The following is a 23,245-nucleotide window of genomic DNA, read 5'->3' as shown; positions in this document are numbered from 1 at the left end:
GAAGAAGCCGCCTATCGGTCGACGGAGTCGCGCGACGGTACGACTCCCGCAGCGCGGGGTTCCATGCGCCGGGGCGGGAGCGGTCAGAAATCGCGGGTGGGGAGCACGCCTTCGAGCGGGGCGGGGATGGGGAGGTCCTCCCCCAAGGCGACCGAGACGATGTGGGCGTAGTCATCCCCGCGCGGCTCGGAGAAGATCGTGGCCTTTCCGTCCAACCGGTCGATCAGCAGGTACAGCGGGATATCGGCGGCAGCGTAGCCGCGCCGCTTGGGCCCGCGGTCCCGTTCGGCGCCCTTGCGATCCCGCCGACTCCCCGACGTCACTTCCAACACCATCGCCACCCCGTCGGGCTTGCTGTGCCACTCGCGTCCCGCAAACGCACCCTTGGGAGCGGCGATCCCGTCGGGTACGTACTCCCCCTCCGGGCTGATCAGCGTCAGGTTTCGGTGCAACCGCAGGCCGTGGACGTCACGAACCCAGTCGTCGACCGCCACGATGATGGTCTCGTGCTGCCCATCGGGAGTCGGGGACACGATGATCTCTCCATCCACCAGCTCGGCCCGGAAACCCGGCATCACCTCGAGCGCGGCGAGCGCCTCTCTCAGGTCATCACGGACGAACGGCGGCTCTTCAGGCATCGCCGTCATCAGAGCTCTCCTCGCGGTCTCAACGGTCCTGGCAGCTCATCCACAAACTAGCACCGAGGCCCGCCCTCGGACTGGACGTCGACCCGGACCTGGAGGAAGGTCCGCAACACCTGCGCTCGACGGCAACGCGAGTCGCCAACGGCCCCTTCGGTGTAAAGATGACCGTTTGGACGTCCCACGCAAGAGGCCTGGACCGGACAGCAGCACACAGCACTTACCAGGACCGGCCCACCCGGCCCACCCGGCCCACGCCCAGCCTGGCTGCACGGGCACAGCCGGTCACGGCATCTCGACCATGGCGCGCATCACCGCCGCGGAAGGCGTCGTCAAGCACGACGAACTCTGCGGGCCTGCAACTGTCGGCCAGGGCAGCGGCCGCCGAGAGCGGGTCCGACGCTGTCAGCGGCCGCCTTGCCGAAGACCTTCATCGCGCTCCTCGGTCAAGCGCCAGCAGCTGAAGCGGTTGCGCCCGAGACGTTGACTGCAAGCGAGCCAACGAGGTTCTCAAGAAGGCCAGTACGGCTTCCGTTGCCGAACTCGGCCGACCAGAACGACGCAGTCACCATGATCGACCGCCTGGGTGAGCGCTTCGGGAATCTGCGAAGCGTACGGTGGCTCCCGAAACTGGCTCCCGAGACTACGAAGCGACCATCGCGACACACGAGATCGCGCCATGGACAACGCTCTGACCTGTGGAAACTTGGGGTGGGCGATACTGGGTTCGAACCAGTGGCCTCTTCGGTGAACACGATCGATCAAGCCCGAGAAAAGCCGCCTCTCGACATCGTCGCAGGTCAGACAACATCTTTCAGCACAGCACAGCGCACATCAGGGCAGATCAAGTCCACTGCGCTCTCCCACAGATAGCGCGCTGTTTCTGTCACCGGCGCGTGGCCGACCGCAGCCGACCGCGAAGGTGGCTTACCGTGACAGTCCACGAGCAGGCGCTCTCCGATGGGGCCCCAGGCAGCGTCAGGTAAACCAGGGGTGCCCGCTTGGCGCAGCAGAGGACCAATGCGAGCCAAAGGTCATTAAAGCGCGGCCTCGCTTTGACGCGGAAGCCGGTCAATTATCCATCCACCCGCACTTCCGGGGCGATCACCACTCATAAAGACACCTTCCCTAAAGGCTCAGTCAAAGAATTCCGCGGTCAACTCCACAGCGCTTTGGTTTAGCGGAGATTCTTCGACCATGACCACGACACGACGTGACGCCACTGGGCGTTCGTAGACGTTGGAGTCCATTCTCGCACCATATCGTTCGACTAGCGCAGCCGTCGCCGGCCTCCAAGGCGAAACGGCAAGACCCTTCACGATGCCAGCCCGACTGACGCCTTCTCGAAAACTGACGGTCAGTGTCGGGTTGTCACCGGAATCACATCCTTCGAGTCGCTCGATTGAGCCGATATCACCTCGTGGGATGAACGGAATCACGGCATCTTCAAGTTGCTGAAGAACCCTTTTCGCATCCTTGCCGCACCGAAGATCGACCGGCTGTGTCGGGCCACACCCCGACAGGGTTTGAACCAGCAGAACCGAAGCTACCAACCCCCAAGGAAGGGCGCGTTTGGCAGACATCGAAGAACCGTCCTTGCTTTTCGGTGAGACAGTCGCATCCCATCGTTCCGCACGCCCTTGCGCTAGGAGCGCGGTACGGGTCGGCCAAGCTTTGGCCGCGCCGATGCGTCGCTACATTAGATAGCCGTAACGATAGTACCAGTATCCATAATATCTAAGGAGGTAGAAGACGCCGTTAGCTCCCCAGTAGTAGTTGAACACCCGCAATGTGCCTCGATAGGCACGCGCGAACCACCGGGCTATGAAGTTATTGTATCGATCCTTCGCCGTATCATTGCCAGACTCGTAGATCTCATGAGCGTCTCCGATCAGCTTCGCCGCCCTGTAGCCCAGATAGAACGTGAGGCTACCCTGCCAGATGAAATGACGAACAGCGTTGGTGATTCCACTGCCCCCCAGGCCTTTTGACCATTTAGCAGCATTTACCGATATGCTGACCGCCTTGATACACGAACCGAATCCCAGGCGCATGCAGACACCGCTTTCGATGAAGTGCCGAAAGAGCTTTCGCCAAGAGATTCTGCCGTCGAGGTCGGTGCAGTTGACCGGGTCCGCGGTGCAGTATTCGTAGGCGTTTTCGTTTCCGCCGTGCACGGGATCGGTCTGCAGGAAGCGGCCAGTGTTGGGGTCGTAGAGGCGAACGCCCATGAGCGACACCCCGGTGAGGGTTTCGCTAGAGCGTTGGTACCCGCCGAGCCAGCCATAGCGGATGGATGGCGAGCCCTGGCGTTGGTTGCCGTATTCGTCGGTGTCGATGACAGTCGGCGCTTGACCGGCGTCTAGTGGCAAGATGACCGCGACGTGGCCGCGCAGGGTGTTCAGATAGAGTGCGGTACCTCCAGTCTTGGCGGTGGTGGCGGCCAGTTCGCCGGTGAGCCCGACGATGTTCCTGCTGATGGCGCCAGTGGCGGTGTTCTCAACGATCCAGCGGGGTCTGTCGGAGTCGTCTCCGTAGTGGTTGAGCTTTGCCTCGAGCTGGTTCCAGGTGCCAGACGTGTTCGTCTCGGTGGTCCATGACCGATAGCGCATGGCTGCATCCAGTTGCCAGGTCCTGCGCTGGCTCCCGGCGGTCTGCTGACGGACCAGATCGTTGGCGTAGTAGGAGTAGCCAGCACCGCCGGGCACAGAGATGGTGCGACCGAAGGCATCGTAGGCGTAGCCGCTGTTGACCAGCCGGTCGGCGGAGTCGTAGTTGGAGGTCAGGCTTGTTCCTCCACTGGCAGGGCAGTCGATCCCCGGCTCGCTGACCAGAGTTCTCAGAAGGTTCCGGTTGGTGTTGTCGTCGAAGCCGTACGAGCGACGGGTGCAGATGTTGTCCGTGGTGTCCTCAGCCTGGACGAGGCGGCCCAGCTTGTCGTATCGGTAGGTCTGCTGTGTGACACCGCCGGGTGTGCCGACCCGCGTGGTGGCCTGCCCGAAGATCGAGACTGTCTGGGTGTCGCTGGCCACGATCATGCCGTCGCTGTTGCGAGTGTAGGAGCGTGCGACGGGGTTCCCGGCCGTGTCGGTGGTGGTGGTCGTGGTGTATCCGCCGGGAAGCGTCTGCTCGTACACTCGCCCGTCCGCGTCGTACCGGCCACTGAAGGTACCGGCGACTGAGTCAGTGATCGCGGTTGGCACACCGCGGGGGTCTACCGCGGTGTCGTAGGTGTAGGTGGTGGTGGACGGTGCCGAGTCGGTCACCTTGACCGGGCGGCCCAGCCGATCGTACTCGGCCTTGGTCATGCCGCCGTCGGCGTCGGTGTAGGACGTCTGCCGGCCTAGCTTGTCGTAGCCGCGGGTGATCGTTCCACCGGTCGGGGAAGCGCTGGTCGTGGTCAGCCCTGTGACGCTGTCATAAGTGGTCGTAGTTTCGGGAACCGCCGCGCCCGAACCGCCCGAGACGGTGGTCTTGACAGGCCGCCCGGCATCGTCGTGAGTCGTCGTCGTAGTCCGGGTCGCACCGTTGGCGGTCTCGGTGACGGTCGTGGGCTGCCCGTACAGTCCGTATTCGGTACGGGTGGTCGCCAGTTCCGATGGATTGGAGCCACCGCCAGTGATCACTCCGGCCGGTCCGGTCGTGCAAACCAGATCAGCCCATTCGGGGCGTCCACCGCAGGGCCCGGTGCCGTCGGCGCTGTAGTAGGTGGTCACTCTCGCTCCGGCGTCCGTGCCGGAGCTCTTGGGCTGCGTGCTCTTGGTCTCTCTGCCTCTGGAGTCGTACTCGACCTGCCGGGTGATCGACAGGCTTCCGGGGTCTTCGGTGGTGGCGGAGGGAACGCCCTTGGCCCAGTCATAGCTGGTGGTCTGCACTCGGCCGTCCGCCAGTACGGTGGGATAGGCGGGCAACTGGGCTCCCTCGCTGACTTTGGTGACCTGATCCTGGACGACGGCGGAACCGTCGGTGGGGCGTCCCGCGTCATACTCGTTCTGTTTCCAGGGACGCGCCATGACCAGCAAGCCAGATGCCGCGACCTTCTCATTGGAGACGATCAGATCCTGATCGAGGGTCACCTGATGCAACGGTCCTAGCTTTTGTAGTTCCTGCACCCCATCGTCGCTGTAGGTGGTCCGTTCGGAGAGCATTTCGGCGCGCTCAGCACTCGGCAGGTTCGCGATCCCCAGCTCAGTGAGGGCTTGCTGGTCGGCGGCGGTTCCGCCGAGCGCGATGTTCCGGTTGGCGGCGCTCAGGGCACGCACCTTGTTGCCGTATCGGTCATATTCGGTCGTCGTGACGAAGCTGGCGGTGTTCGCGGTGTTCACTTCCCGGCCGGAGGCGTTGAGGTAGGTGATGGCAGCGCGTCTGTAGTCTCCGGCCGACAGGTCATCACCTGTGTGGGAAGCGGGTGTCGCGTCGGAGGGAAAAATCGCGGTCCCGTCGGTCGGACTCTCGGTCTGCCCCCACCGGGACCGTCCGACGATGCCGAGTTCCACAGGAGCCTTGGCCCCGGTGACGGGCACATCGTAGACGAGCGCCGTGACGGCGTCCCCCTCAACCGTGTCGGTACTGCCCTGCTTGAGCGCGGGGCGCGACGCTTTCAGCAGCATGCCCGCACCGGCCGTCTCGGTTTTCCCCGCGCTTCCGTAGGTGAAGGTCCAGGGGAGCTGCCCCGGCGGCGTCAGCTCGATTACTCGTCCGGCGTCGTCATAGCCGTACTGGGTCTGCAGGAGCGGAGTGATCCGTGGATCCCATCGCCGCCGCAAGTGTCCTCTGTCGTCGTAGGCATATCGGACGACCGGGATCGCCTCAGCGGCACTGGCTCCAGGCTTGGTGGCCCACAGCCTTACTTCGCTGACCTGGCCGACATAGTCGCCGAACGCGCTAGCCGTGGCGGTGGTGGCGGTGGCGTAGGTGAATTCGAGCACGCGGCATCCGCGGGTCGAGGGAGAGTTCTCACAGGTGCTCGATGCTACGCCGCTGGAGGCACCGATGATTCGCTTCGGACGAGCGAGCTTCTTGCCATCGACCGTTACGGCCTCGGACACGACGTTGGCCGTAGTGTCGTCCAAGCCAGCCCGCAAGGAAGTCGTCACCTGCCAGGTGACCGCGTTCGGTTCGGTCTTGGCGAAGCGGGTGACGGCTCCAGATGTGCTCTCGGTCAACGTGAACGTGCCGGTGAAGGAGCCTGTGAGTTTGAGGTCTTCGTTCCCAGGCTCGGGAACCCACCCCGTCTGGTCAGCATTGGCCGTGAAGTGCAGCGCTGATCCGTCCTCCTCAACCACGTCCAACGAGGTCTCCGAGGTTTTACGCAGGTGAGAGTAGTCGGTGTCCGTCGGGTCGGCGGAGACACCCGCTACCCATTGACCTCCGAAAATGGGGGCTTGCCCTTCCTGCTCGGCCCCGGCGCCGGGCAACCGGGACGAGGCCGTGCGGGACACCGACATTCCGAAAAGCGAGACGTCGGTCTCCTGCAGAGAGTAGTTACCGGTCAGAAGGTTCACTGCGCCTGGACCGACCGTCTTGGTCGCGGCACCGTCTGCGTTGCGGTCGACCACAAGGGCCAACGGCTGCGACTGGCCGACGGCGCCGTTGGGGCCGGCGAACTCAGCTCGCACTTGGACGTTGCCGTCCGGGTTGACCGTTGTGACCGCGTTCCAGGCGAGTGATGCGTTCTTGCCGTTGGTCAGGGGGACCGGCCAAGAGGAAAGCGCAGTGTCGCCGGAGGCAATGTGAGCGGGCGGGATCGGCGTCCATGGGTCGGCGTCACTTCGCCGCCAGGCGAACGTCACCTTGTCATACTTGGTCGGGTTGCCTTCGGCCACCAAGGGCACGCGACGGGCCGTGCGCTGGCCCTCCGTCGGGCTGTCGAACCCGCCGGGACCGACGTGGAAGGTGTAGGAGGCCGGCTCGGACACATTGCCGGCCTTGTCCATCGTGCGGATCTGTAGAACCTGGGTGCCGTCACTGGGCGGCGTCACCGAGAAGGTCTTGGCACCCGCTGCGCCGCTCGTTACCACCTTGTTCCAGTTCGTCCCATCCAGCGACCACTCCAACCATTGGTGGTCCGCAGAGGGTGGTGTGGCGGTGAACTTTCCCGCTTGCCCGGCACCTTTCACCCATGCGTTGGACGGGTAGTCCGTTGATCCCACGGCGCTTGGCGCGGACGGGCTGGTGGTGTCCACCGTGAAGGCGCAGTAATCCGACCAGATAGTGCCGTAGTGGGTGCCGTCATAGCCGCCTACGCGGAACTTGTAGGTCTTGCCGTTGCTCAACACACCGTCCGGGACTGTGACCGAGGCTTGTTGACCTGGGAGGACGGACGCTGACGACAGCACATCTCCGACCTGTGTGTTGGTCGCGGCATCGAAGATCTGGAAGTTGCCTTTGACTTTGTCGCCGTTGGCATCGCCGATCGTCGCACGCAGAGTCGGTCGGAGGGTGTTGACTGCGTAGACGCCGCCGTGCGCCAGGTAAGGCGGACCCGCCTGTGGGTTCGTGGGAGTCTTCGGACGGTAGTTGTAGGTGACCGTCAACTTGGGGACATTGCTCGCCGCGTTGCCCGAGTTCACTTGCTTCCAGTACTTGGTGCTGACCTCGTCGGGTGCCCGCAGTCCCATGCCGGAAGTCGTGTTCTTCGCCGATGCCCAGGTCTGGGCTAGGTTGGTGACGTCTGCATTGATCCAGCCGTCGCCTCCACAGCCGTCTCGCCCCTTGGTCTCAGTCGAGGTCGCTTTGGTGGTCCTCCAAGCCGGCTGAGCCGTCCAGCGCGAGGCCGTTGAAGCAAGTGCGGTGTCCACAGCTTCCCACGTGTACGCCGCACAATCGGAGTTTCCCGAGTGGAAGTTGTACAAGGACAGCGTGGCCTTGGACACAAGCGCGTCGGCAATCGGTGCGGTCTTCCAGTTGATGAACGCCCGTGCCTCCCGGCTGGTGCCGTCAGCGTTCTTGGTTCCTGGATTGCCCCAGTACAACTCGGAGTCCGCAGACCAGTCGACCGTCTCGCCCCGCTGTACCCGAGTGTCGAAGACGTTCGCCAACGCGCTCGTGGACGGGTCGACTGTCACCGGCCAAACCGTCTTCGGGTCGGCAAGGAATCCCGGGTCCGGCGTGAATACCAGATCGACGCCGTAACGCCGCGTCTTCACCTTCACCCCGACCTTGGCCTTATGCGGATGGTCGCTCACCCCGTCTGCCGACGTGGAGTCCCACATCACCGGCGCAGGCAGGTACGCCCTGCGTTTTCCTGTCTCAGCTTCGGCGAAGAGCACCGACCCGTCGCTTTGGGCGTCCGCCTTCAAGCCCTTGACCTTCAACGGCATCGTGTAGGAGAGGCCACCTGAGCCCGTCGGTGGCTTCTTGAGCTTCACGTATTGCTCGAAACCCATTCGCGTAGCTTCGACCACCACGTCCGCCGACCTGTCGATGGCATCGGGGTAGGTAGCCCGGTTTCCCTCCAGAAGCGGCCTCGGCAGCCCACCCCTCCACTGCAGGACAACCTGCTCGTCGCCTGACCCGAGCGTTACCAGATCACGGGCATCACGCTCGGCAGCCTTCGCTTCGCCGAAGGATCGTAGTCGTCTCCCGCCCTGGCCTCCGAGCCTCAGGCCCCGGGGATGCGCGCGCGGGACCACCGCACCATCCGCACCGACTGCCTGCAAGGTGACGTCAACGTCAATCCACTTTCCCGCCTGCACGAAGCGGACCGGTCCTGCGTACAGCTCAGTTGTACGCGAGCCATCCGGGTTTACCCAGGTCGAAGAAGTCTCCGTCCGCTCGGACAACGCTTCCACAGGTCGTCGGGACAATCGCGCGAGCATCCGAGCCGAGGCCGCAGTCTCTGCGCTCGTGGCCCATTGCCCCGGCTTGCCGGCCTGCGACGCGGGATCCGCGAGCGCCGCGTTCATCAGCGAAAAGGGGCTGATTTGGAGGAACGATCCTGCCAACGACACCGACATAACAGCTGCTACACGCCGAAACCAGCTCACACAAGCTCCAGAGGCAGACCCATAGGCAAGATCGCCAACGTCGGCCTAAACGTAACCAGCGCGTCCTCGCAGAGGAACGGTCAGGTTCTCGCACATGGCTATGACATAGATCACTCAAGGTGCAGACAACGGACTCCCCTGGCAACGCGTCGCTCAGGAATCACAAATAACGACTCTGACATGAAATCCGTACCGGGAGACGGCTCACGAGATAATCCGACTCCAAGAAACTATCGCAAGACAAGACGATCCGCGACGGAGCGGATAGTAGACCAGGTCACCGCGAGCACTCGTCAAGCATCCCCTCGCAAAGGAGGCGACTTTCACAGAGAAGCAGGCTGCCCAGCAAAGCTCTCCCAATCGCGACAGACAACCCCGCACACCGTCTAAAGGTCACAGCCCATATTTGCAATCATTATGCAAATTCCCAGGTCAAGAGCGTACAGCAACGCCGAGTCAAGGTTTGTGGCATCGCCAAATAGGAACGCAAAAGATTGTCGATGCGAATTCGCGTTGGCTGCCAGCAAAGATATATGGACTGCCTATACGAAAGTCGCGAGCGAAATATCTCATTCTGTCAATCTGGATAGACTTCGACTCAAACCAGATGCCATTATCCGACTTTGAAATCGATGAAACTTGAGTCACTCAAGCCGTTCTTCCGCAGAAACATCAAGAATAACCTGAGAGAAATATGAGCTGTCGAGCTAGGAAGTCGTCGATGATTGCCCGCTTTACGGTCAGCATCAAATCATCAGTTGGGGTGACCCAAAAGCACCTTACTTCGAACCATTTTCTGGCCGACAGTGGACCTGAAAGACGTCGCGCTCCGCGACTCAACCGAAACGAGCCGTTGCTGGTCGTCTACGACGCCACATCTCGTGCGACAGCCCACCGGCTGCGGAACTTGCACCTCGTCAGCTGGGCAAGTCCATGGCAGCGCTGACATAACAACGAGAATCCGGAACGGCAAAATGTGGGCCTTCGGTGACGCAGGACCGGCCCTTTTACTTAAGCACGTATACCTAGAGTGGGGAATGACCGACGGACAGCAACCAGACGATAGGGGACGCAAGGCTTCAGGCGGGTGAGTAGAGCTCGGACTTGGCGAACCTGACTGGCGTCAGCGTCAGTCAACCGCCAAGCTGCCGTCCGCGGATGCATGCGACCTGTCGGGCTCTCGTTGATGTCCTCCGTGATCAGCTCGCAGATGAACACGGCCAGCGTGATGAACCCCCGGAATGCCGGGACCAGCCGCCAGGCCGCACACCCGGCCCGGGCGGGCTGGGTGCCCGCGGCCGTCAGACCGACGCTCTTGACAGGACGAACGAAGGTTCATCTCCCCTTGGAGGGTTTATGCGCGCACTGTCGAGTGGATTGCGGCGCTGCGAGCGGCGGCACGCAAGGTCATCCAGGCGGCTGCCATACGGGTGTTCGCCCGCCGGGGGTTTGCGGTGTCGACCATCCGCGACACCGCGCTCGGAGCAGATTCGAGTATCGGGTCGATCTATCGTCACTACGCCACGAAGGAAGAGCTGTGTTTCGATCTGCCCGGCCGGGCCGTCGCATGCCTCGTCACGCTCGCGGCGGACAGCCTTGAACCAGGGCGGCAGACCCCCTGGTTCACACGTTCACCACTCGTCTCCTAGCGGCGTCACAGCTGACGATGGCGCTGCCGAGTTCGACATCGTCAACCATGGGGTTACCTCCGACATACCCCGGCGAAGTCGATCGGTTTCGTTGAGGTACGCCGCTCCATGTGGCACACCTTCAAGGATCTCGTGGGGCGCGGTCAGGCCGCCGGCGGCGTTCCTCTGGTCCACGGAGAGCTGGGGTGGTGACCCTCAAGGCTGGGGCCGTTGCCCCCACCCGGCGAGATTATCTGCGAGCGACGACGAGCGGTCGGGCGGGCTGGATGTCCGGGCCTCCGCCGAGCTGATCGAGCGGGCCCAGGCAGGGGTGTCGCCGGCGGGCCCAGACGGGCTTGCCCGGTGCCACCAAGACGGTGCTGCAGACCGCGCCGGAAGCGCAGATTTCCGAGCATCTGCGCTACGAACGGGCGAATACCCGGCCCGCCGGGCGGTAGCCACCGCAACCGCCAACTCGTCCGCACTCGTGTCCACAGGACAAAATCGCGGTACCGCAGGACCGGACGAAGCCTTTACGTTGTAGATCACTACATTGTTCACATCTGCTCTGTACTGCTCTCCGCGAGAAGGAGCGGGAGCGTAAGCAAAAGGCCACTGGTATCCAGCGCTGCTTCTCGTCGGTCATGCCGGAGCGGGGGCGGTGAGGACAGCGTTGGCCCGATGGCCGGCCGGTTCTGCCAGCGGAGATCGCCTCCATCGCAAGAGATGACGGTGCCGGCGGGATGCACGGTAGTGGTGACGGCCTCGCGGGTCTTGACGAGGCAGCGGACGGCTCGTTCGAGCACGGCGACCGGCGGGTCTGCGCCCAGCAGGACGTCACGGCATGCGCGGATGACCGCGAAGCCGGAGCCGGTGAAGGCCGCGCCATACCAGCGGGCCTTCCCCGGGACGGGTCAGACGGTTCTACGTTGCAGCAGCGACGCCTCCAGACGATCCAGGTGACCTGCTATCTGCACCCGGCCCAAAGCAGGACGCAGGCCCCCTTCACACCGGCCCGTCGGGCATGCCACAAGGCAGACTCCAGCCCACCCCGGCTCGTGGTTCCTGAGCGGACATGCGGCGAGCACTCAACCCGACTTCGACCGCGTAGAGTGACTGGTAGCACGGTCTTCTTGTGGCCTCGTTCGCGGCGGGAGAAGGATGATCTCCCGAATTCCTCCCACCGGGCCCCCGTGGCCGCCCCCGGAGCCCCAAGAAGCCGCCCTGCGGGCGCGAGGCCGCGCACTGCTGGACCGAAACCCGTGACCTCTTCGGAGCTGCGACAACGCCAAAGAGGCCTGCTCTTCATTCAAGCAAGCCTCTGACCTGGCAAAACGTGGGCGATACTGGGTTCGAACCAGTGGCCTCTTCGGTGTGAACACGATCAATCAAGCCCGGGACGAGCCGCTTCTCGCCATCGTCGCAGGTCAGCCAGCTTCTTCCACCGCGCCACAGCGCATCTCAGGGAAGGTCGAGTCCGTTACGCTCTCCCGCAACTGACGCCTCGCTGCCACATACAGTGCGTGACCTTAATGTAGCCAGAGGGTAGTCCGATCCCTAGCGCGACGACGAGAGTCGACGGCACCGAGAGGCTGGTCGCGCAGCCACCACGCGTGGCTGGAGGCAAAGGCGCCTTGGCTCTGATCAGGAAGTGAATGACCGAGTAACTCTCGACTCGAGATTCGGATGGCACTGAAGCACTTCAAGGTCTGCAATCCCCAACCAGCGCTTCTGACATCCTCACCTTGTCGTGCCGACAACCTTCCTTCCGGTTCTCCCAACCCGCTGGGGACCTATCCGGAAGATCTGCGGCACTCACCGGGAATCGGATGGGGCACCCGCGGCTGGTGAACCTTGCCACGGGTGCCCCCTTCCTCATTACTGGGCGTTACCCGGCTTCGGTACCGGTGTCGCTCGGGCCGTCTTCGTGGGCGCTGTCGGTGTCGTGCGCGCTCTCGGTCTGGCCGTTCTTGTTCGACTCGTTGCCGGCCTCGTCGCCGGCCTCCTTCTCGGTGCCGTTTTCGTTCGACTCGTTGTCGGCGCCCTTCTGGTCTCCCTGCTGGACGCTGTCGTGGTCGGGGCCGGTCTTCGGGTCCGCGCCCTGCTCATCGGTGCCCTGCTCGTCGTTCTGGTTGGGGGCGGGGGGCGTGACCTGCCGGGAGACGGCCGGGGGCTTGACGTGGGAGGGGGAGGCGGCAGAGGCCGCTCCAGCGAGGGACGCGCCTGCCGCCCCGAGGGCGAGGACGCCGAACGCCGTGGCCGCGATCTTCCGGTTGAGGTTCATGTATCCGCCTTTCACGGTTGACTGTTCGAGCGACCCAGTATGCGAAGCCACAGGTGAGACGACCGTGTACGCGGCATGTGAACGTTGACATCTTGAGTTGCGGGTGGCGGCTCGCGCCTCAGCCACCGTGGGGGCTCCGGTCGTGGGCGGGGAGCATCGGGAGTTCCACGCGTATTCGGGCTCCTCCTTCTGGAGGGTTGTCCGCCACGGCTCGTCCGCCGTGCGCGTGGGCGATGGAGCGGACGATCGCCAGGCCCAGCCCCGTACCGCCGTCGGCGCGGCTGCGTGCGGTGTCGGCGCGTCTGAACCGCTCGAAAGCCACGGGCAGGAACTCCGGCGGGAAACCGGGCCCCTGGTCGCGTACCTCGATCACCGCGACAGCCCGTCCATGCCGACCACGGCGCCTGAGCCCGACATCGATGACGCCGCCCGGCGGTGAGTACCGCAGGGCGTTGTCGAGCAGGTTGTCGACCGCCTGCCGCAACCGATCCGGGTCGGCCGTCAGGTGCATGTGCTCTTCGCCGCTCAGGCGCAGCGTGATGTCCTGGGCGGCGGCCCGAGCGGACGCCGCCCGCACCGCTGCGGCCAGGACGTCGTGCGGCGCCATGGGCCGGGGCCGCAGAAAGGCATGTCCTTCGTCGGCGCGGGCCAGGAGCAGCAGGTCCTCGGCCAGCCGGATGAGCCGGTCGGTGTCGGCGGCCGCCGCATCAACGGCCGACGCCAGCGCCTGGTGAGAGCGTCCCGGCTGCTGCGCCAGCTCCAGTTCGGCCTTGAGCGTCGTCAGGGGTGTGCGCAGCTCGTGGCCGGCGTCGGCGACGAATCCGCGCTCGCGCGCGAGCGCGCGGGCCAGCCGGTCCAGCACCGCGTTCATGGTCGTGGCCAGGGTCGCGATCTCGTCGCGCGTTCCGGGCACGTGGAGGCGGGCGTCGATGTCGTGCTCGGAGATGTCGGCGAGGCGCCGCCGCAGCCGTTCCACCGGCCGCAGTGCCGCCCCTGCCAGAACATAGGCGCCTAGTCCCGCAAGTGCCGCGGCGGGCGGGCCGGCGATCAGGAAGATCTTGCCGGTGCGGGCGGCCGTCTCTTCGACGATCTGCGTGCTGGCGCCGACCACGACCACGACCGGCTGGTCGGCGTTGCGGGCGGGGACGCCCAGCATCCGGTACTGCTGCCCTTCGATGACCGCGGTGAACTGCTCGGGCTCCCGCGCGGCGTTCTGCAACCGGCCGCCGCTCGCCAACGGCCCGTGGGCGTCCCCGCTGTTCTCCAACACTCTTCCTTGAGGGGAGAGCACTTGGGTCACATCCTCAGACCCGGTGTCTCGGTGCTCTCCCTGTCCAGGACCCTCTTGCTCTCCCGACGCCGGAGGAGACGGAGAGGGGCTGGCGGTGGCCAGACGCGCCACCTGAGCATTGGCGCGGGCTCGCAGGGCGTCATCGACAGTGGAGTTCATCCCGGCCGTCAATTGCTGCCGGAACAGGAGGCCGACCCCGCCGATCAGGATCGCGGCACCCAGCGTGAACAGAAGGGCCAGCCGCCACCGCAGCGGCACGACCGGTCATCTCCCTTCCGCGAAAGCGGGAGACCGCAGCCGGTAGCCCGCTCCGCGCACCGTTTCCAGGACCGACTCGGTCCCCGGATCGTCGATCTTGCGGCGCAGGTAGGCGACGTACTGGTCGACGACGTTGGAGGATCCATCGTAGGCATAGTCCCAGACGTGCTCCAGGATCGTGGTGCGAGTCAGCACGTCGCCGGGATGCCGCATGAACAACTCCAGCAGCGCGAACTCCTTGGGCGACAACTGCCTCTCAGCCTCCCCCCGCCATACCCTGCGGCTGGAGGGATCCAGCCGCAGGTCTCCGACGGCCAGCAGGGTGGGCCTCTCCTTGGCGCCTCGGCGGACAAGTGCCCGCAGCCGGGCCAGAAGTTCGGCAAAGCTGAACGGCTTGGTCAGATAGTCGTCGGCGCCCGCGTCCAGCCCGTGAACCCGGTCGCTGACCGCGTCCCGAGCGGTCAGCATCAGCACCGGCGCCCAGCAGTCCCCCACACGCAGTCGTCGGCACACCTCGAACCCGTCCAGACCGGGAAGCATGACGTCCAGCACGATCGCGTCATAAGGGTTCTCGACCGCCTGCCACACCGCGTCGGGACCGTTGGCGGCGACATCGACGGCGTAGCCCTCCTCGCACAGCCCGCGCTGCAACAGCGCGGCTGTACGGATCTCATCCTCGACGACCAGCACTCGCACACCTCCAACCTAGAACCCCCGAATGTGAGAATGATGTGAACCGGTCCCATCAAGCCGCGGCACAGGCCGAGCGCGCAGTACGGAGCAGCGTCGAACCCCCAAGGGCCCTCACCACCCTGCTGCCCTGTTCTCTCTTGCCGGAGGGATCATCTCGCCTGAGTCGTCAACAACGTCACCTACGGCATCATCGCCCTCTTGAAGCCTTACCCAGGCCGTCTCTACCTGGACGTCCCGCCGCGTCCGAGTCCCTGGTCTGTCCGGGCGCGTGCCGATTTGCCGACCTGCACTCGGTTTCCAGCGTTGGGTGGGCAAAGGTCTGTGCGTCAAGGCCAGGCGCCCGGAGGACGCGGCGGCGGCGCTGCAAGTAAAACTTGTAGAAGTTCTATCGCCGCCAGCCGTGATGGATTCCGAGGCTCGGTGCCCGCCCACCACCAGCGGCACAACAAGGGAGTCACACTCGTTATAGGGAGACAGGGGGAGGTACCGGTATGGGAGAGGGCCCGGCTCGCCTCGGCGCAGGCTTGCGGCGCCCTGTCCCGACCGGTTCCACCATGGCGCGTGTGCTGTTCGGGCTGGCGACCGCTGTGGCGGTTCTGGTCATCGGGTTCGCGCACCGGGCCGCCGTCGACGCCGGCGGCGACAGTCTCGCCACTGCAGACGGTGAATGGCTGATCCTCGCCGCCTCGGCGACCCTCCTCATGTGGATCGTCGGCGCGATCGCGCAGGTGGGTTCCATGCCACTGCTGCCGCCCTTGGGGCGGTTGTTCGTGGTGCAACTGGGGGCGAGCTTCGCCAACCACGTCCTCCCGGCGGGGGTGGGTGGGATGGCGGTCAACATGCGGTTCATGCGCCGCCTGGGCATGACGCGCGGCGCGGCCGCAGGTGCGGTCGGGCTCAATTCCCTCGCGGGTCTGGTGACCCACCTGCTCTTGCTGGCGGGCGTCGTGGCGGCGGCACCGTCGGCGGTGGCGTCGCTGGCTCCACGGGTGCACTGGCCGGCCTTCAGTTCCTCGGCGACCGCTACGACAGCGATCGCCGCGACAGGCGCGCTCGCCATCGTAGGGGCACTCACCTGGGCCACTGTGCGGCTCACGCGACGCGGCGCGCACGCCCGGCTCTCCAAGGCGACTTCACATCTGGTCAATGACCTGCGGGAACTGCGTGGGGTGCTGCGTCATCCCGGGCGTGCGGCGGCACTGTGGGGCGGTTCTGTGGCGGCGCCGCTGCTGCACGCAATGATCCTTTACGCCGTGCTCCAGAGCCTCGGCGACCCGGTCCCTATGGGAGAGGTACTGCTCGTCTATTTGGTGGTGTCCGCGGTTTGCGCTTTGCTGCCGGCGCCGGGCGCCATCGGAAGCCTCGACGTGGCGCTGATCGCGGCGCTGATCGCGGGGGGCGTCCCGTCCACCACCGCTCTGGCGTCCGTGCTCGGCTACCGGTTGATCACGGTTTGGCTGCCCCTCCTGCCGACCGCCTGCGTTCTGGGCGTACTGCTGCGGCGCCGCATCATCTGACGAAACCATCGACAACCGGCTGGACGAGGTGTTCGGTCTTTCCAGTGATGAGCGTCCTACTGCGGCGGCGCTGGTGCGACCACCCCAACGGTCAGGCGCACATCCCGGCCGACCGCTGCCCTCGGCCCCCGCGAGCGGGCGGGCTCTGAACGGCGCCCCTGTGGCACTTGGCGCCGACCTTCGGTTAGGGCTCCTGACAAATGGTGAAGACCTTCCTGACGTCCTCGACTCGGTCGACGGGGGGTGAGACATGGCGCCGACCGGCACTCGGAGCACGACCACCGCGCTGTCCGGCACTGCGGGACACCGTGCCGCGACGTGGCCGTACCTGGTGATTCCAGGGGTGGTCACGCTCGGCATGTGCATGTGGCGGATCAGCGTGCCCTCGTACTGGCGGGACGAGTCGGTCAGCGTGGTCGTGGGGCGCGGCGGGCTCGGCGCGCTGACGAGCTTCATCTCCCGCATTGATGCGGTCCACGGCCTGTACTACCTGCTGATGCACCTGGTGACCAGGCTGGGAACGAGCGAGGTGATCACCCGGACGCCCTCGGCGGTGGCCTCCGGCGTGACGGCCATGGGGATCGCCGCCATCGGCGGGCGGCTGTACTCGGCCAAGGCGGGCCTCTACGGCGGTCTGCTGTACGGCCTGCTGCCGATCACCAGCCGGTACGGGCAGGAGGCTCGCCAGTACGCGATGGTCAGCGCGGGCGCCGTCCTGGCCACCTACTTCCTGGTCCGGGCGTTGCAGGATTCGCGTCCCCAGTTCAGATGGTACGCCGCGTACGCGGCGGCGATGGGCCTGGTGGGGTGGCTTCACCTTTAAGCGCTGTTCCTCATGCCCGCCCACGCCGTGACCGCCGGCCTGTGGAGGCATCCCCAGTGGCGGCGCCGCCACTGGGCGAGCTGGGGGTTGGTCACCCTGGCTGCGGTACTGCTGGTGTCACCGCTCGCAGTGGTCGCGCGCGGCCAAGAGGCCGCCCAGGTGTCCTGGTTGGAGCGCCCCGGAACCAGGGCGCTTTACAGCCTCGGCCTGTGGGTCACCGGCGGCGGACGCGTCCTCCTGCTCGTGCTGGTGGCGGCCGTCGTGGTGGGGACGGCGCGACTGCTCGTTCGCGATCATCGCAACGCCGCCGCGCTGACCGTCCCGTGGATGTGCTTACCGTTCGTCCTGGCGTGGAGCGTGTCCCAGGTCCACCCCGTCTACCATCCCCGATACATCCTCTACTCCGTCTGCGCTCTCGCGCTGCTGGGTGGGGTGGCGCTGGACACCGTGGTCGGGCGGCTGCCTGTTGGCCGACCCTGGTTCGCCGTGGCGGCCGCGGTCACCGTGCTGGCGGTCCTGGCGTTGGTGACGCTCCCCGCCCAACTCGCTGAGCGCAGACCGCGGAGCCGTCCGGACGACCTGCGCTCTCTGGCCGCCGCCCTGCGGCGGCACTCGCACCCGGGGGACGCGGTCCTGTACCTGCCCGCGGATCGGCAGGCTTTCGCGACCGCCTACGCCGACGCCTTCGCCCGGTTGAACACGACGGCCCTGCAAGACCACGAGACGAACCTGCAGCCCGGCTCTTTCCGGTCGGCTCTGGCAGCCGAGTCCCGGATCTGGCTCGTCCAGATACTCCCCCACGATCACCGGTACCGCAGCGCAGCGTCTCCGCGCGATCTCGCGATCCTCAAGAACGACAAAGGTCTCCGGGCGACCAGCTCAAGGCGGTTCGGGAGCATCCGGCTCACCCTGTACATCCGCCGCACGGCCGGAAGCTGACGTCCGCCCCCGGTGAGCTGAGCTCGTTGCGCAGCCGTGGCCCACGCCCCCGCCCCGGTGAGCGGACCACCGAGACCACTTGCCCAGCACGACCAAGAATCCTGCGCTCCGCCGTATCGGGGGACGGTGCCGGTGCGAGAAACCTCGGTATTCATGCTGGCCGAGCCCCTGCGTCCATCCAGGATGTCGTCGCTGGCACGCTCCCGGTCACCACAGTCCCCTGTTCTGCCTTGTGCGGACGATCTGCCGAGCCGGCGCGCGACGCCCCAGCAGCACCGCTCGTCAGGAGTCGTCGATGTCTTCCCATACCTCCTCGTCCTGCCAGAGGTCGTCGCCCTCGACCAGGACGATGGTGCGCGGCGCCGGGGGCCCGAGCCGTCCACGCCATCCTCGAACGGTGAGCAGGAGCAACAGCCACACGGCGCCGAGCAGGAAACCGCCGATGACGTCGCTGAGCCAATGGACTCCCAGGTAGAGCCGCGACAATCCGACCAGTACGATGATCGCCGCGCTGATCCAAGCGAAGACCACGCGGGTCCGTCGCCGCAGCGTGCCGGCGGTCGCGGCGAGGACGGCCAGCAACGTCCAACAGGTCATCGCCTGGACACTGTGTCCGGACGGGAACGAGAACCCACCCACGCGAACGATCATGTCCGGCACGGGCGGACGCAGCCTTGCCAACAGCACTTTGCCGACCTCGCCGAGGACCACACTTCCGGCGAGTGCCACCCAGACGAACAGGGTGATGCCCCATTCACGCCTGCTCCAGACCAGGTACACCCCGACGACGACGAACAGCGGTATCAGCACCGCCGTCGACCCCAGCCAGGTCACAGCCTCCATCAACACGGTCACCGGCCCGAGACGATGCCCGAGGAACCAGGCATGCACCGGCGCGTCCCACTGGCCCGCCTCACCGGCGGTGACATCGACGGTGAGGGCCGTCAACCCAATAGCGCATCCAAAAGCGAGCAAGGCGAGCACGGTGGGAGTGCGGTGGACGGCCGTCGTGCGCGTGTGCCATCCCATCACCGATCACCTCTCAATGCCATCGTGAGCGCCGGCGGGCGCCGTGGCGCGTCGACTCTTGCGCAGTTACAGCGCGATCGAACAAACGAGCCTCCCCTCACCCATCCTGCCCACGGGCACGAGCCGCTGTTGACAGAGCAGCGTGTCACCCAATACTACTCCATGTATTGAATGTGTCACTATTCGTGACTTGGGTATCTGGGTGTCAATTCCCCCAGATCAGCCGAGGCACGTGTCTAGGGGGACACATCATGGCGGGTCGACGGCCGACGATCTTGCGCGGCGTTGGAGTTGTCCTTCTTGGCTCTCTGATCCTCTCGGCGGCGTGCAGCAAGCCTGGAAAGGCCGGTCGGTCGGCGGCGACATATGGGGTCCGCAGGACGGTGCCACTGGGCAACTCCGTCCAGGGACGCCCGATCGTCGCGATCGAGCTGGGGAACCCGCGCGCGGCTCGACGAGTGCTGGTCGTCGGTTGCGTGCACGGCGACGAGCAGGCCGGCGTGCCGGTGGCACATGCACTGGCCGCCGGAACCAGGCCGGCGAACATGAACTTGTGGGTGGTCCCCTCGTTCAACCCGGACGGGATGGCGGCCCGGACGCGGGGAAACGCGCACGGCGTCGACCTCAACCGCAACTTCCCAGCCGGGTGGCGACCGATCGACTCGCGCGGCTCAGTTCACTACTCCGGCCCCCGGCCGCTCTCGGAGCCGGAGTCGCGGTACGCCGCCGACCTCATCCGGCGGATCCGCCCGACCATCGGCATCTGGTTCCACCAGCACTTGGCCGTCGTCGATGACTCTGAAGGACCCAAGGACATCAAGCGGCGCTTCGCCCGCGACGTCGGGCTCCCGCTGCGCACGCTCACCAACTTCCCAGGAAGCATCACCGGCTGGGAGAACACCGTCGTCCGCGACAGCGCGTTCGTGGTCGAGCTCCCCGCCGGGCGGCTCCCGGCGCAGGCGGTCCGCCGATACGCCGACGCCCTCCGCCGGATCGCCAGCCCCTGACCGCCAGCACCCCGGAAACGCGGCTACGGTCACGCTTCTGCGCAGGTGATGGCCGCGTCGGCCGCAGAGCCGAGGATGAGCCCGGCCAGGACGCCCCAGCGGTGACCGTCCTCACGGCCGCGGCCCGGTCGACGGCGAGCAGTTCGATCAGCGCGCACATGATCGATCCGGCCGACAAGGGAAGAGCGGACCTCCGTGTTTCAGCGGAAAACGCCGGTGTGGCCAAGGGAGTAGCGGCCAGGCTGCGGAAACACGCACAGACCGTGCGGGCCGTCACCGACACGGATGCGGCGAATCAACCGGCCTGTGACCGTAGAGATCGCGTACACCTCGCTGTGGTAGCGACCCGACAGCCACAGCACCTGCCCGTCGGCCGACACCCCACCCATGTCGGGCGAGCCGCCACCGGGCAGCCGCCATCGCCGCGCTACCCGCGCCGTCTTGAACGAGATCAGGGAGATGGAGCCTTCAGCCCGGTTGGTGACGTAGAGGGTGGTCGAGTCACGGCTCACGTACAGCCCGTGTGCGCCCTTGCCGGTATGGATGAAGCCGGTCACGCGGAACGTCGACGCGTCGATCGTCCAGACGCCGTTGGAGGCCATGTCAGCGATGTAGAACGTCTGGCCGTCGGGAGAGGTCTTCACGTCCTGTGGCATCGCGCCCTTAGCCAGCTTGAGCACGCCGGTGACCCTCTGACCACGGGTGTCGACGCGCAGCACTTCGCCGGAGAACTCACACGCGGTGAGGAAGAAGTCTCCCGAGGCCGAGAAGTCGGCATGGTTGGGGCCGCGGCACGGCACGTCCACGTGCTTGCGCAGCCGCATCGAGTGGGCGTCCCGGAAGTCGATGCGCTGCAGCCGCTCCGCCATGATGATCGCGAACCGGCCGTCCGGCGTGAAGTACATGTTGTAGGGGTCGTCGACAGGGACGGGCTTGCCGGGTTCACCAGTCCGCGGGTCGATGGGGATCAGGTCGTTGGAGTCGTTGTCGTTGACCCACAGCGTCCGCATGTCCCAGGACGGGACGACATGCTGCGGCTTGCGGCCGACCCGAAACCGCGCGACCTGCTTGAACGTCTTCTGATCTAGCACGATCACGTCGTCGCTCTGCGAATTGGGCACGTACACGCGTGCCGGCAGGTCTCGCACCTGCGGGCTGAGCATGCCGGGCCGGTCGTGCTCGTAGAGGTCCGTCGGCGACGTCAGCGGGCCGGCAACAGCGTGACTCGTGAGCTGCCGGGGATCAGCGCCATGCGGATGCCCAGATGACGAGCACCCCGCGAGCAGCCCGGCGGTCACGGCCAGTGCCCACCGGCGCTTCATGTTCGGACCAGGTCAGAGACGGTCACCGCCCGAAGCCCACGCCGACGCAGGCCGTCCAGAACCGCCGCCAACACCTCGACCGTTCCAGTCTGGCCGAGATGCATGCCGTGGAACCTCAGGGCCAATGCACGGGCGACCAGCGAGCCACGAAAGATCTTCCCCGCCCAGGGCCGTCCAGATGGTGTCGTCGTGGTGGGCTGGGAGCCAGAACCCCGCCCCTGCGCCATGCCACGGTCAAACGGCCCACCACACGTTGCGCAAACCCCCGCGCCGACGAGGCCAGCGACGCCCGCGAGTACAGTGAGTCTCCGAGTCGCCACAATCTGTATCCTACCTTGGCCGCATCCCGGCAGGGTCGACCGCCGCAGCGGAAGCCGCAAGAAGCGGGAGGACTCTGAGCCTGCCTCTCCGCATTTCGGACGAGGCGGAGCTCCACCTGACCCTCACTGCGGTGAACAGACTGTCCGCTGATCGGTTGGGCCGTAGGGTGCCGCCGGCAGGCCCCACGCGCACCGTGTGGTCGTACGCTGCGCGAATGACCCAGCATGTGCGGGCGGTTTCGACTGGGACAAGCCTGCTTCCCGTCAATCTCATCCTTGGCGTGGCCATGGCGGTCCTGCTGGCGGCGGCCGTGGCGGTCTGCCATTTCGGCCGCCTCGGGCACGCCCGTGCCGTCCTGCTGGCCGGGCTGCGCGCCGCCGTCCAACTCGCGGCCGTCTCGCTGGTCATCGGCGCGGTCGTCCGGCACATTCCGCTCGTCGCCCTGTTCGTGATCCTCATGTACGCGGTCGCGGTGCGCACCAGCGGCCGCCGGCTCACCAAGGGGCCGAGCTGGTGGTGGGCGTCCCTGCCCATCGGCGCGGGCGTCGCTCCCGTCCTAGCCCTGCTGCTGGCCGCGGGCCTGCTGCCGCCCAAGGGCATCAGCGTGATCCCCATCGCCGGCATCCTCATCGGCGGCGCCCTCACCGCCACCTACCTGGCCGGCCGCCGCGCACTGGACGAACTCGCCCAGCGTTCCGGCGAGGTCGAGGCCGCGCTGTCGCTAGGCCTTCTCGATCGTGACGCGCGTCTGCTCATCGCCCGCGACAAGGCCGCGACGGCTCTCGTCCCCGCCATCGACCAGACGCGCACCGTCGGGCTGGTCACCCTGCCCGGCGCGTTCGTCGGCATGATGCTGGGCGGCGCGTCCCCGGTCGCCGCGGGAGCGGTGCAGTTGTTCGTCCTGATCGCACTGCTGGCCATCGAGGCGACCGCGGCCTTCCTCACACTTGAGCTGGTCGCACGCGGCCTCATCATCGACCGGTGAGGGGCCGCGCCCAACGGCCGACGGTGTCATGCGGCGGGGTCGCGCCGCCAGAGCCACAGGACGGCGATGCCAGCGGGCAAGGCGATCGTGGCGATCTGGAGCGCGATTCCGGTGCCGAGGCGGGCGGTTCCGGCTGGGGTGAACAGGTCGGCCCAGTCCTGCCAGTAGTGCACGGGCAGGATCATCGCGAAAGCGCGCAGGCTGGACTGGCCGTTGAGCCTGGCGGGGCGGGGGCAGGAGCGGCATGGCGCCGAGTTGCGCGAAGGCCCCGCCACCCACATCAGCGCGATTCCGGCGGCGGCCATGACCAGCCACTCGAAGTCGGCGGCGGCGAGGCTCTCCCCACCGGCGTCGACCACGGACCGGTGCGCAAAGCCGATCACGACGACCACGGCCGCCGCCGCCAGGCCCAGCAGGATCGCAGGGTCGAGGCGAGGGTGAGCACTGGGCGCCGCGCCCCGAGCGGCCCGGGTGTGCCGCGTCCGCCATGCGGGTGCCTCCCTCCTGTGGCCTCGTCCC

15 protein-coding genes are annotated in these 23,245 nt (G+C 66.2%); 6 read left to right on the top strand and 9 right to left on the bottom strand.

Annotated features, from left to right (window positions below):
- Positions 1–83: 83 nt before the first annotated feature.
- The 3 genes from AB0C87_RS08775 to AB0C87_RS08765 form a co-directional block, all read right to left on the bottom strand.
- Positions 84–647, bottom strand: a complete 564-nt coding sequence (locus tag AB0C87_RS08775) for a Uma2 family endonuclease (protein WP_339153616.1) — start codon at positions 645–647, stop codon at positions 84–86.
- A 1,130-nt stretch (positions 648–1,777) separates the two neighbouring features.
- Entirely contained in the window at positions 1,778–2,224 is a 447-nt protein-coding gene (locus AB0C87_RS08770) for a hypothetical protein (RefSeq protein ID WP_345180059.1), read from the bottom strand.
- A gap of 111 nt (positions 2,225–2,335) precedes the next feature.
- Positions 2,336–8,599: a DNRLRE domain-containing protein gene (locus AB0C87_RS08765; RefSeq protein WP_353831522.1), complete on the bottom strand. Its 6,264-nt coding sequence runs from the start codon at positions 8,597–8,599 to the stop codon at positions 2,336–2,338.
- 1,367 nt (positions 8,600–9,966) lie between these two features.
- On the opposite strand from AB0C87_RS08765, the gene AB0C87_RS08760 reads away from it, so the two are divergent.
- A complete protein-coding gene (locus AB0C87_RS08760; protein ID WP_360577141.1) occupies positions 9,967–10,278 on the top strand; it encodes a helix-turn-helix domain-containing protein in 312 nt (103 codons plus the stop codon).
- 1,867 nt (positions 10,279–12,145) lie between these two features.
- Here AB0C87_RS08760 and AB0C87_RS08755 read toward each other — a convergent pair.
- From AB0C87_RS08755 to AB0C87_RS08745, 3 genes are all read right to left on the bottom strand, one after another.
- The gene (locus AB0C87_RS08755; RefSeq protein ID WP_360576995.1) at positions 12,146–12,541 is read right to left on the bottom strand and encodes a hypothetical protein; all 396 of its coding nucleotides are present in this window, start codon (positions 12,539–12,541) and stop codon (positions 12,146–12,148) included.
- Positions 12,542–12,659: 118 nt separating this feature from the next.
- Positions 12,660–13,808: an ATP-binding protein gene (locus tag AB0C87_RS08750; RefSeq protein ID WP_360576994.1), complete on the bottom strand. Its 1,149-nt coding sequence runs from the start codon at positions 13,806–13,808 to the stop codon at positions 12,660–12,662.
- Positions 13,809–14,096: 288 nt separating this feature from the next.
- On the bottom strand, positions 14,097–14,786 hold the full coding sequence (locus tag AB0C87_RS08745) for a response regulator transcription factor (RefSeq protein WP_360576993.1): 690 nt from the start codon (positions 14,784–14,786) through the stop codon (positions 14,097–14,099).
- Positions 14,787–15,346: 560 nt separating this feature from the next.
- Here AB0C87_RS08745 and AB0C87_RS08740 point away from each other — a divergent pair.
- The 3 genes from AB0C87_RS08740 to AB0C87_RS08730 all read left to right on the top strand — a co-directional run bounded on the left by AB0C87_RS08740 (position 15,347) and on the right by AB0C87_RS08730 (position 18,062).
- Positions 15,347–16,300 (top strand): lysylphosphatidylglycerol synthase transmembrane domain-containing protein, encoded by a 954-nt coding sequence (locus AB0C87_RS08740; RefSeq protein WP_360576992.1) that lies wholly within the window; start codon positions 15,347–15,349, stop codon positions 16,298–16,300.
- Positions 16,301–16,550: 250 nt separating this feature from the next.
- Entirely contained in the window at positions 16,551–17,123 is a 573-nt protein-coding gene (locus AB0C87_RS08735) for a glycosyltransferase family 39 protein (protein ID WP_360576991.1), read from the top strand.
- A gap of 12 nt (positions 17,124–17,135) precedes the next feature.
- Positions 17,136–18,062 (top strand): hypothetical protein, encoded by a 927-nt coding sequence (locus AB0C87_RS08730; protein ID WP_360576990.1) that lies wholly within the window; start codon positions 17,136–17,138, stop codon positions 18,060–18,062.
- 282 nt (positions 18,063–18,344) lie between these two features.
- Here the strand turns inward: AB0C87_RS08730 and AB0C87_RS08725 are convergent, their stop codons facing one another.
- The gene (locus AB0C87_RS08725) at positions 18,345–19,091 is read right to left on the bottom strand and encodes a phosphatase PAP2 family protein (RefSeq protein ID WP_360576989.1); all 747 of its coding nucleotides are present in this window, start codon (positions 19,089–19,091) and stop codon (positions 18,345–18,347) included.
- Between the two features lie 383 nt (positions 19,092–19,474).
- Between AB0C87_RS08725 and AB0C87_RS08720 the strand changes: the two genes are divergently transcribed.
- Positions 19,475–20,098, top strand: a complete 624-nt coding sequence (locus AB0C87_RS08720) for a DUF2817 domain-containing protein (protein WP_360576988.1) — start codon at positions 19,475–19,477, stop codon at positions 20,096–20,098.
- Positions 20,099–20,298: 200 nt separating this feature from the next.
- Here the strand turns inward: AB0C87_RS08720 and AB0C87_RS08715 are convergent, their stop codons facing one another.
- Positions 20,299–21,420 carry a YncE family protein gene (locus AB0C87_RS08715; protein ID WP_360576987.1) on the bottom strand — a complete coding sequence of 374 codons (1,122 nt, stop codon included), beginning with the start codon at positions 21,418–21,420 and terminating at the stop codon, positions 20,299–20,301.
- A gap of 607 nt (positions 21,421–22,027) precedes the next feature.
- Here AB0C87_RS08715 and AB0C87_RS08710 point away from each other — a divergent pair.
- Complete coding sequence (locus tag AB0C87_RS08710) at positions 22,028–22,726, top strand: ABC transporter permease (protein WP_360577140.1); 699 nt, start codon at positions 22,028–22,030, stop codon at positions 22,724–22,726.
- 26 nt (positions 22,727–22,752) lie between these two features.
- On the opposite strand, the gene AB0C87_RS08705 is transcribed toward AB0C87_RS08710, so the two are convergent.
- Positions 22,753–23,118 (bottom strand): hypothetical protein, encoded by a 366-nt coding sequence (locus AB0C87_RS08705; RefSeq protein WP_360576986.1) that lies wholly within the window; start codon positions 23,116–23,118, stop codon positions 22,753–22,755.
- Positions 23,119–23,245: the final 127 nt, after the last annotated feature.

The organism is Actinomadura sp. NPDC048021 (assembly GCF_040653135.1).
GTDB lineage: Bacteria > Actinomycetota > Actinomycetes > Streptosporangiales > Streptosporangiaceae > Spirillospora > Spirillospora verrucosospora.
The sequence above is the reverse complement of the archived record's forward strand: the minus strand, read 5'-3'. Positions and strand labels throughout refer to the sequence as shown.

What these genes read in the sequence shown, in the direction of transcription:
- AB0C87_RS08735 (WP_360576991.1), top strand. Translation starts at nt 16,551, where the DNA reads ATGGCGCCGACCGGCACTCGGAGCACGACCACCGCGCTGTCCGGCACT.
- AB0C87_RS08730 (WP_360576990.1), top strand. Translation starts at nt 17,136, where the DNA reads ATGCCCGCCCACGCCGTGACCGCCGGCCTGTGGAGGCATCCCCAGTGG.
- AB0C87_RS08765 (WP_353831522.1), bottom strand. Translation starts at nt 8,599, where the DNA reads ATGTCGGTGTCGTTGGCAGGATCGTTCCTCCAAATCAGCCCCTTTTCG.
- AB0C87_RS08755 (WP_360576995.1), bottom strand. Translation starts at nt 12,541, where the DNA reads ATGAACCTCAACCGGAAGATCGCGGCCACGGCGTTCGGCGTCCTCGCC.
- AB0C87_RS08715 (WP_360576987.1), bottom strand. Translation starts at nt 21,420, where the DNA reads ATGAAGCGCCGGTGGGCACTGGCCGTGACCGCCGGGCTGCTCGCGGGG.
- AB0C87_RS08770 (WP_345180059.1), bottom strand. Translation starts at nt 2,224, where the DNA reads ATGTCTGCCAAACGCGCCCTTCCTTGGGGGTTGGTAGCTTCGGTTCTG.
- AB0C87_RS08725 (WP_360576989.1), bottom strand. Translation starts at nt 19,091, where the DNA reads ATGGGATGGCACACGCGCACGACGGCCGTCCACCGCACTCCCACCGTG.
- AB0C87_RS08710 (WP_360577140.1), top strand. Translation starts at nt 22,028, where the DNA reads ATGGCGGTCCTGCTGGCGGCGGCCGTGGCGGTCTGCCATTTCGGCCGC.
- AB0C87_RS08775 (WP_339153616.1), bottom strand. Translation starts at nt 647, where the DNA reads ATGACGGCGATGCCTGAAGAGCCGCCGTTCGTCCGTGATGACCTGAGA.